At 32.9% G+C, this 10,280-nt stretch carries 8 protein-coding genes; 7 read left to right on the top strand and 1 reads right to left on the bottom strand.

Annotation, left to right across the window (positions count from 1 at the left end; genetic code table 11):
• Positions 1–404 precede the first annotated feature (404 nt).
• The 4 genes from arsD to HNR52_RS11430 all read left to right on the top strand — a co-directional run bounded on the left by arsD (position 405) and on the right by HNR52_RS11430 (position 3,821).
• Positions 405–728 (top strand): arsenite efflux transporter metallochaperone ArsD, encoded by a 324-nt coding sequence (gene arsD, locus HNR52_RS11445; RefSeq protein WP_013788610.1) that lies wholly within the window; start codon positions 405–407, stop codon positions 726–728.
• Between the two features lie 41 nt (positions 729–769).
• The gene (gene arsA / locus HNR52_RS11440; RefSeq protein WP_435620632.1) at positions 770–2,515 is read left to right on the top strand and encodes an arsenical pump-driving ATPase; all 1,746 of its coding nucleotides are present in this window, start codon (positions 770–772) and stop codon (positions 2,513–2,515) included.
• Positions 2,516–2,587: 72 nt separating this feature from the next.
• On the top strand, positions 2,588–2,860 hold the full coding sequence (locus tag HNR52_RS11435) for a hypothetical protein (protein WP_013788608.1): 273 nt from the start codon (positions 2,588–2,590) through the stop codon (positions 2,858–2,860).
• A gap of 61 nt (positions 2,861–2,921) precedes the next feature.
• Entirely contained in the window at positions 2,922–3,821 is a 900-nt protein-coding gene (locus tag HNR52_RS11430; RefSeq protein ID WP_013788607.1) for a DUF1848 domain-containing protein, read from the top strand.
• Between the two features lie 7 nt (positions 3,822–3,828).
• On the opposite strand, the gene HNR52_RS11425 is transcribed toward HNR52_RS11430, so the two are convergent.
• Positions 3,829–4,329 (bottom strand): small ribosomal subunit Rsm22 family protein, encoded by a 501-nt coding sequence (locus HNR52_RS11425; protein WP_435620631.1) that lies wholly within the window; start codon positions 4,327–4,329, stop codon positions 3,829–3,831.
• 154 nt (positions 4,330–4,483) lie between these two features.
• On the opposite strand from HNR52_RS11425, the gene HNR52_RS11420 reads away from it, so the two are divergent.
• The 3 genes from HNR52_RS11420 (at position 4,484) to HNR52_RS11410 (ending at position 9,871) form a co-directional block, all read left to right on the top strand.
• Positions 4,484–8,029 carry an nSTAND3 domain-containing NTPase gene (locus HNR52_RS11420; RefSeq protein WP_435620630.1) on the top strand — a complete coding sequence of 1,182 codons (3,546 nt, stop codon included), beginning with the start codon at positions 4,484–4,486 and terminating at the stop codon, positions 8,027–8,029.
• Positions 8,030–8,109: 80 nt separating this feature from the next.
• Positions 8,110–8,775 carry a hypothetical protein gene (locus tag HNR52_RS11415; protein ID WP_435620629.1) on the top strand — a complete coding sequence of 222 codons (666 nt, stop codon included), beginning with the start codon at positions 8,110–8,112 and terminating at the stop codon, positions 8,773–8,775.
• Positions 8,776–8,905: 130 nt separating this feature from the next.
• Positions 8,906–9,871, top strand: a complete 966-nt coding sequence (locus HNR52_RS11410) for a hypothetical protein (RefSeq protein WP_435620628.1) — start codon at positions 8,906–8,908, stop codon at positions 9,869–9,871.
• Positions 9,872–10,280 lie beyond the last annotated feature (409 nt).

The raw sequence follows: 10,280 nt of genomic DNA, 5'->3' as shown, positions 1-10,280 counted from the left end.
CTCTTAATTGAGTTTGTTTGCTATACCCTTTTTTACAACGTAAAAAATTTTAAATTTCTTTTTAAAACCTATTGACTTTTACTAGCTGGTCTATTATCCTTGTAAAAACAAGATTATTCTGCACTACTACACTTATTATATAGTATTATACTAATACCAAAGTCAAGTATTTTATATATAAAATTTTTATAGATTCAGATTCGACAAGCGAATTTCAAAAACGAGAAAGAAGCATTAATTGACTAGATTAAAAAGAACTATTTTTACGAAAAGTTATTGACGAATGGATCTTTGTATGTTATTATATATGAGTAAATGAGCATATAATAATGCAAAATTACACCGATATTGTTATGAGTTCTAATATATGCTTAATTAAATAATTACGCAAGGAGATGTTTTAAATGAGGAAAATAACAATTTATGAACCAGCAATGTGTTGCCCTACTGGCCTTTGTGGTGTTAGTGTTAATCCTGAATTGTTGAGAATATCAACTGTATTAAATAAATTGAAGAAAAAAGGCGTAGAAATAGAACGATATAATTTAACAAACTCTCCAATGAAGTTTATGACTAATAAAATTGTAAATAGAATGATTAACGAAAAAGGTGTCAACGAGTTGCCTTTCACGCTTGTAGATGAAGAAGTTGTAATAACAGGTAGATATCCAACAAATGAAGAACTCGCACATTTTCTTGATATTCCTGTCAGTTTTTTCGATGAATAAAAGAAAAAAATGCAAATAATTAATTTTGGAGGCAAAATTTCATGATTCAATATTTTAATCTGCAAAATATAAATTTGACTAAATATATGTTTTTTACAGGTAAAGGTGGTGTTGGAAAAACTTCAGTTGCATGTGCTACCGCCGTTGCTTTAGCTGATAGTGGGAAAAATGTTTTTTTAATCAGTACTGACCCAGCTTCCAATCTGCAGGATGTTTTTAATACTAAACTTGACAATAAAGGTGTTTCGATTCAAGAAGTACCAAATCTTGTTGTTGCTAATCTTGATCCAGTTCAAGCTGCAACAGAATATAGAGAAAGTGTAATAAGTCCATACAGAGGGATTCTTCCAGACGATGTTTTAAAAAATATGGAAGAACAACTTTCCGGTTCATGTACTATTGAAATTGCGGCATTTAATGAGTTTTCAAAATTTATAACTGATAAAGAGATTCAAACAAGATATGATTACATTATTTTTGATACTGCGCCTACAGGTCATACGATTAGGATGTTACAACTTCCTTCTGCGTGGAGTAATTTCATTAGCGAGAATACACATGGTACATCATGTTTAGGTCAACTTTCAGGGCTTGAAAGTCAAAAAGAGGTGTATAAGAAAGCTGTTAAAACCTTAACTGATGGAAAACTAACGATGCTTATTCTTGTTTCACGTCCTGAAACAGTACCTTTGGCAGAAGCAGAAAGAGCATCGAATGAGCTTGGGAATATAGGCGTAGAAAATCAAATATTGATTATTAATGGCGTTATGACATCTTATGATGACAAAATATCAGAAAGTTTATTTCTAAAACAGCAAAAAATACTTTCTAAAATGCCGGAAGGGTTAAAATCGATTGTTACCTATATGGTGCCTTTAAGAGGGTATAATATCATAGGCATAGATAATGTTAGGGCGATGCTAAATAAAGATAATTTGACTTTGAGTAAAGAAAAAATCGAAGTAGAGTCAATTCCTGGGCTTAAGGATGTCGTCGAGGATCTCTATACCAATAATAAGAAAGCAATATTTACAATGGGCAAAGGTGGTGTAGGGAAAACGACAATAGCAGCCGCAATTGCATTAGGATTATCGCAAAAAGGCAGAAAAGTTCATCTCACAACGACAGATCCTGCAGCACATTTGAAATATGTCATTTCTGAGACTGATGGCATCAGTATCAGCTATATTGACGAGCAAGCAGAGCTCAAAAAGTATCAGGAAGAAGTGCTTTCCAAAGCAAGAGAAACTATGTCTGAAGAGGATTTAGCTTATGTTGAGGAGGATCTAAGATCACCTTGTACTCAAGAGATAGCTGTATTTAGAGCGTTTGCTGAAATAGTTGATAAAGCTGAAAATGAGATTGTAGTCATTGATACGGCACCTACTGGCCATACACTTCTCTTACTTGAATCTGCTCAAAGCTACAATCACGAAATTGAACGTTCAAATGGAGAAGTTCCAGAATCAGCCAAAAAATTGTTGCCTAGACTTCACAATGCTGATGAAACTGAAGTCATAATTGTAACTTTGCCTGAGGCTACACCTGTATATGAAGCAATGCGATTAGAGGAAGATTTGAGACGTGCTGGCATAAACAATAAGTGGTGGATTATAAATTCATCACTATATAAAACTGGAACAAGTAATAAAATACTATTAGCAAAAGCAAGTAATGAAATTGAATGGATTAACAAAGTTGCTGCATATACTAATGGACATTTTGCGGTTATTGCCTGGAGCCCTGATGAAATAAAAGGTGAAAAATTGAAAGCTTTACTAGCTTAAAGAAAAAGCAAGAAAATTAATAGAAGATTATTAAAATAGAAGATTATTAAAAATAAATTGGAGGTAATAAGAATGATAATTACTGATGAAGCAAAAAAAATTCTTGAAGAGGCATTTGTCTCAAATGATTGTGACTGCTTAAAAGCAACATTGCAAAAATCTTGCTGTGGAACTTCTCTTGTGTTTTACTTAGGTAAACTGGAGGATGGCGATGAACCTGTTTCTATCAACGGCATCTCAGTTTTAATGGAAGATGATGTAAGAAAAAGAGCTGAATCTGTGACAATAACAGTTGAGAATGGAGAACTAGCGATTCATGATGATGCATCATCAGGCTGTTGTTAATCTTGGCGGATATTAGTCATCCATATATCACAGTGGTCTTTATAAAAAGGAAGGTCAATGTATGATAATAAGTGTCAGTAGAAGGACAGACATACCTGCATTTTACAGCGATTGGTTTTATAATAGGATCAAAGAAGGTTATGTTTTAGTCAGAAACCCATTTAATTATCATCAAGTAAGCAAGGTGTCTTTGTCTCTTGATGCAGTAGATTGTTTTGTGTTTTGGAGTAAAAATCCTGCAAATATGATCAATAATCTTAATATTATTGATAGCTATCCATACTATTTTCAGTTTACATTGAATCCTTATGACAACAAGATTGAGAAAAATGTCCCAAAGAAATCAGAAATAATTGATACATTTAGGAGATTGTCAGATAAAATAGGACTCAATAGGGTCATCTGGAGGTATGACCCTATCATTATAACCAAAGCTATTAGCGAGGAATATCACTATAAATATTTTGAAGTATTGGCATCGAAGCTTCAAGGTTATACATCAAAATGTATCATAAGCTTTGTGGATTTTTATCCTAAAGTAAAGAAAGGCCTTAAGAATATAGGCGCTTTTGACATTAGCGATGAAGATAAAATAAGGATAGGCAGGAGGCTTGGAGAAATTTCTAAGGCGTATTCCTTAAAAATTGAGACATGCGCAGAAGACATAGATTTATCTCAATTTGGAATAGAGCATGGCAGATGCATCGATCCCCATTTGATTGAGGAAATTTCCGGCCGCAAAATCAAAGAGACAAAAGACAAAAATCAAAGGAAAGCATGTGGTTGTGCATATAGCATTGACATCGGCGCTTATAATATGTGTATGCATGGGTGCATCTATTGCTATGCAAATTACAGTAAAAGTATAGTAAATGCCAATACCAAAAGCTATGATGTCAATGCACCACTATTGTGCAGCAAAATAGATGATAAAGACATTATAAAAGAAAAGTGCATTTGATCATATTTCACTCAAAAACAGAACCCCATTTCGAATTTCTGGATTTCTTATAAATATCTCCATCGTTTTTTTTGACTGTGACTTTCTTGATGCCATCATTTGTGCACAAATCTAATATTATGTGGCCTTTTCTTATCTGCGGATGTCTTATGATTCTGCTTTTTATCATATTGCAATGTTTTTTTGATACACATATGTACGAGAATTTTTCATCTTCGTATGAAAGTTGGCCGTTTTTGACTTTTCGGTGTATGCTTGTCCTCTGTACACGAGACGAAAAGTGGCACCAGTCATTATCATTTATTGGACATTCATTAGCGTGTGGACACGGGGCGATTATATAACCACCGCGGGATATCAAAATATCCCTTAATTTTTTAATTTGTGAAAAGCCCGATTTTGTTCCGGGTTCTATTATTATGAGCATATTGTTAGCAGCTTCCCACAGTTTTTTAAGTGCATCGTGCTGTGAGATTTCATTTAAATTAAGAAAAAAGACTTTTTGCATTGGAATCATAGTTATAATATTTTATTTGGTTAAATCCAACAAAAATTATTTATTGAATTGAAATAAATATTTGAAGGAGTTAGAGCTTGGGATGGAGAATAAAAAATAATTATGTAAGGATTTTAGCCTATATATTTTGTGAGAAGGTGAATAAATGCCTAATTATGATTTCCATAGTTGTTTTTCTCCACGTGAATTTGAGGAATTTGTCAGAGATGTTTTAGAAATTAGGGAAAAGGTTCAATTTGAAATTTCTGCTCAAGGCAGAGATGGAGGGATTGATCTTTGTCATTGTGAAGGAACTACTAAAATTATTGTTCAGGTAAAATGCTATAAAGAAAATTTTAATCAACTATACTCTGTTCTAAAAAATCAAGAAAAGCAAAAAGCAAAGATTCTAAATCCTACACGTTATATTCTTGTAACTTCTCAAACACTTAGCCTTGAAAATAAGGAAAAAATATTTGAGTTATTTGATGGGCTAATAAAGACGCGGGATGATATTATAGATAGGATAGCCTTAAACAAGCTACTTGAACAGGAGCAGTATAAAAATGTAGAACGATTCCATCATAAATTGTGGCTTAATAGTACTAATGTTTTAACTACGTTAATTGAAGAGATTGTTCACAGGGGGATATTGACAGAATCAAAGTTTGAGTTGGAGGAAATACAGGAAACGGTACGAGTGTATGTTCAAAATCAAAGTTTTGAACGAGCGCTGGATATTTTAGAGAAAAACAGGTATATAATAATTTCAGGAGAGCCTGGTATAGGAAAAACAACTTTAGCCCGATGTTTAGTTGCATATTTTTTGCAGCAAATGGGATATAAAGATTTTATTTATGCCAATACAGTAGGTTCAGCACTTAGCATGTACAAAGAAAATGAAAAGCAAATATTCTATTTTGATGATTTTTGGGGAGATGTTTTTAAAGATGAGAAACATCCCAACAATGAGGAAAAATATTTATTGAAGCTTATTCAAAGAATTTCTAAATCATGTAATAAAATTTTAATTTTGACATCACGAGAATATGTACTGCAGCAAGGATTGGCCGTGTATCATAATGAACAGCTTAAGACCACATTTAATATTGGGAAATGCTTTATCAAGATGGAAGATTACTCAGATTTGATCAAGGTGAAAATTCTGTTCAACCATCTATATTTTTCAAAAAAGCTTGAATGGGATTATGTGAAGGCCATTGCTGATGGGTATGAACAAATCATTTGCCACAAAAATTACAATCCCCGAATCATTGAAAATTTTCTTAACCAGGGTTCGATTCTAATGGAAGATAGCAATCCTAGCGAGTTTTACAATAGATTTCTAGATTATCTAAATGAACCCTTTGAATTTTGGAAAGCTATCTTTATGAAACAGACCTATGAAGCCCGGCTTACTGCACTCATCTTGCTCTTGTCTTCTCAACCAATTAGGCTTAGCGATTTAAAGGAATCTTTCTACTCTTGCATGGAGGTTTACAGGCAAAATTATATTCCGATTCAGGAACAAGAGTTTGAAGCTATTATATCCCAACTGGAGAAAACAATGATTAAGACTTATGAGAATAAAACAACGCCAGCGATTTTGGTAATGTTTCAGAATCCATCTATCAAGGATTTTTTATACCGGTATCTGGCAGAAAATCTTAACCAATATGGAAAAATACTTATTGAAGGATGTCCATTCATTAATCAGCTTCTTTTTATGTTTAAAACTACAAAATCAAAGCGTTATATCGATGACGGTTTGGAAGAAGATTCTTTTGATAAAGAAAAAATACTTTTGCCAAAAAACATTGAAATACTTCTAAGAAATAGAATTATTTCCGAGTTTGATACTTTGAGATATTCCTATGCAGAAAGAGATACCTATGAACATAAACCTTCGGTTTATGTTGAGCCTGAGAATTGTATTGTAAGAAAACTAAATGATGTTTTGTTTAGTTTTGGAATTAATGAGAATAATCAGATGGATGCGTTCATTATAGATAAAGTTAAATTTTTATGTACGATTCTTCATGAAGAGGATAACCCGTTTTCCTATGATGATATGGTTGAATTTCCCTATTTAATTAATGCGGTAATGCCATTAAAGATTGATTTTGGCGGTAGTTCATTAATAAGTGATTATTATCAGCGCTCTAGATTTGCTGAACACCTATTGCTAATTAATGAATTTCAAAAAGTTTTTCCTGAAGAATATGCTGATTTCAAGAAAACAAACTATAAAACTATTAAGAATAATATAAAATGTGTACTTCTTGACGATGTTGAATTTTTTGCTTCAGATGGAGAAGATGAACGTGTCGATTTCATTATTGATATGGTCTATCCTGAAGTATTGGAATGCTATAAGCTACGCAATAGTATAAAATTTTGGCAAGAACTGAGAATGATTGCAGGCTATTTTTACGATCCGGATGAGGACAATAAAAAGCAATTAAAGGAGGAAAAAATAAGAGCGGAACGAATAAAAAATGAGGAAGAAATAGAGAAGAAAACAAATGAACTTATAAAGGCAGAACGGGATGCACTCTTAGGATTATCGGAGGAATTGTCTGACGAAACAATTATCTGCTTTATAAAAATAAATATGCAAAATACAAGAGAAGCATCAGAACTGATTAATTTATTTAAGAACAAAAAACTATGGTATATTTGGCCGTTTTTTAGTAATTGGAACAGACTGTCACTTTTATTAGCTTTTTATGATGAAAGTAAAAACTTTCCACTTTATAGTGCTTCTTTTTATGAGCAATTGACAATTTTTCTTGTCAAAGAATACAGTAACACAACTTCAAGCGCTGATATCACTTCTTTGGTTGAAATGTTTTGCGAATTTGCTTATGACATGATGGTAAATGGTCAGAATATTTTTTCTGAACAGGATATCGGAAATCATCCGGCTTTTAAAAACAAAATAGAAACAAAGCAGATTGATTTACTCAAACTTTTATCTTTTCCTTTCTTGGTGCAGAGGGGAAAATGGTACGAATTTCGTACGCTTGTCTTTCAGGTTTATTTGTCATTGCAAAAATTTCTCCGCTACAATGAAAAGGATAGAATAGCTTCTTACGATAGTTTTTTGGATCTAGACGGTTGCTTTTCCAATTATGAACATGATATTTGGCTATTATGCTCAGAGATGGATCTTCGAACTTTCAATCAATATTATTTAATTCCGATTTTACAAGAATATTTATCTGCCATTGATACGAGCAATCGCTATACAGTATGTTCTTCCACTCTGAGATTTTTCGAGCTCATTTTATATTTTAAAATTCCACAGGATACTCTTCTTCCGGAAATTTCGGGAGCTTGTAGTAGTGGATTACAGATGTCGATGTTGAATTTTATAGATAAGGACTTGTTGAAATTGGAATTTTATATGAGTTATACGGATGATGGTGAAAGCAATAAAAATCACTCTGCTTTGCTTCGTTTAAGCCATTTTGTATTGCAGAAAGGTTCTGACACAAATCAGGAAGAATATGAGCTTGATCTAGCAAAACATAGCGAAGATAAGGAATTTCTGGAGATTTTGGAATCTTTAGGAGTATGTGATTTTCTATGGGACTTTTATCATGATGTATTGGCAACGGTAGAAAAGACGGTAGCTGCCAAATATGATATTCGCCTGGATCCTTATCCAGATAATCCGGAGACTCGCTGCTTTATCATTGAGAAATAATATATGAGAGGTATACGCTTCCAGCGTTCGAGCTATGTAGAGTGTTGCTGTATGTTGCAAAGGGGGTAGTAGCAAATAAAATGGAGGTTAGCATGAGGTATGAAGAAAGAATAATAGCATTTATTGATATTTTGGGTTTCAAAAATCTTGTGAATGATGAGTTTAAATGTGAGGATATAGGTGCAATATTAAAACTTCCTTATCTTTTACGACAAGATTATGTAGTAAAGATGTTAAAAATCAAAGGTGTTATGATGACTTCTATTTCCGACAGTCTGGTTTTATCCATCAGACTGAAAGAGAGTGGCGCCATGAACAAAATCACAAAGCTTCTTTCCGTGTTTACGCAAGTCATATTATCTCAGTACAATCTGTTACTTCGAGGTGGTATTGCAGTAGGTAAAATCTATCACGACAACGAGATAGTATATGGCCCTGGTTTAGTCAAAGCGTATGAGCTTGAAAATAAAATTGCTGTATATCCTAGAATTGTTATGGAGTTTTCAGATTTTGAAAGTGCTATTCGGTCTTGCAGTCCATTTTCCCAATCAACACTGCGAGAAGTATTTGTTCCGGATAACGATTCTTTTCTTATGCTGGATTGTTTTTATTACACAAATCAGCCAACATTAGAGCTTTGCCGCTGTAAACTAGAACAAATGAAAACTTCGGATTTAAGAGCACAGCAAAAGATTAATTGGATGATAGCCATGATAGATAGAAAGTTAAAAGAAAAAGCTATTTAATCTTGGATAATAAAGTATGAGTAGTTTATAGTCTTGTGGTATTGTGAATGAAAGCTATAAAGTAGCCCAAAATTTAAGCATTGTGTAAATTTCTTAAATAGCATTCTAATAATAAATGGAGGTGTTTGATATGGCGAAATGGAAGTTATACTGGGTTGAATCGGATGGTTATGAAGATTGTTTTGTTGTAGCTAAAAATAGCCGTAGTGCAAGATCCGTTGAGGCAAATATGAACGGATTTGATATTTCAGATGCTACAGCTATCCGTGTAATGGATATACCTGATATATTTGAAGAGAAAGCGGATAAGAAATTTAGAGATTGGTCAAAGATACATGCACCACAACAGGCTAATAATCCTGACTTGCATGAGTGGCCGTGGTATGCTGATAAATGGTTATTGGAAGAACTGGGAGCACAGTTTAGAGTTATAGATAATGAAGAGCAAATACTACTACGAGATATCGTTTATGCAAAGAAACCTACTGGCGAATGGTATACTTACAGCATTGGTGCAAGAGCTATTTATGAAAGGAATAAGGACTTGCCTCAGTATGACAATTATGACAATGAGCCAAGGATTGATATTAGTAAACAGTTATATACTGCCATGGGGTTAGCTTTGACACAATGCCATGAAATTGAATTTCTATTTTCAAATTCGTTTGTTTTTGCTGTATCAGAAAAGCAAAAGAAAAAGTATAAAACATTTAATGATTTTTTCAAAGGGTGGGAAAAGAAAACATTAGGAGGATTATTCTCTGCAATGCAAGAGGCTTTTGATATTGATCCTGAGGTAAAAATGGCATTAGATTTATTTCTTGATATGAGAAATACGTTGGTGCACGGAATAACAACAACTGAGAGATATGATATTAATACTGATTGGGGACAGAAGGAGCTACTGGCGTTTCTTGATTTATTCCTTTCTTTATGTGATCCAATTAAAGATATAGCAACATCATGTTTTGAAGTAAGTATTGAAATTGCTAATACATATTTGCTTAAAGAGAGCGATGAGAACATTCCAATAAAGAGTTCAAATGAATTATTAAGTTTATTTATTAATTGCTTTAAACTAAAAAGTATGAATTAGTAGTAGAATATTAGTTATTTTATCTTTATTATTTCTTTTTATTCTAAGACTAGCTAGATATTTTTAAGTATTATCATTTTTGTACATTTAAGGCATGTAGAAGTCTTTGTTGCCGGCAGTGTACGAAGCTTATGGGTGACACATCTATTACCGTTCGAATTGAAGATTTTGCTAAAAGGCGGTTTTGTGTTGCTTGATCAGTGCCTGTCTTATGAAAACCAGTCTAAGACTGCTTATTGCGTAAATATTACGCTATAAAAAGGATGGGGTAATTGCATCAAAAAAGAGATAAAGTAAACAATTTTTAAAAATAATTGATTAAGGTGTCAAAAGTATTTTTTCATCCATGGCAAACTAAAAATATGGTAAAATAGAAATATAAACAAAAAGAAATAGAAGGAGCGATACA

The organism is Thermoanaerobacterium thermosulfurigenes (assembly GCF_051201035.1).
GTDB classification, from domain to species: domain Bacteria; phylum Bacillota; class Thermoanaerobacteria; order Thermoanaerobacterales; family Thermoanaerobacteraceae; genus Thermoanaerobacterium; species Thermoanaerobacterium thermosulfurigenes.
This window is presented reverse-complemented; position numbering and strand designations above follow the sequence as displayed.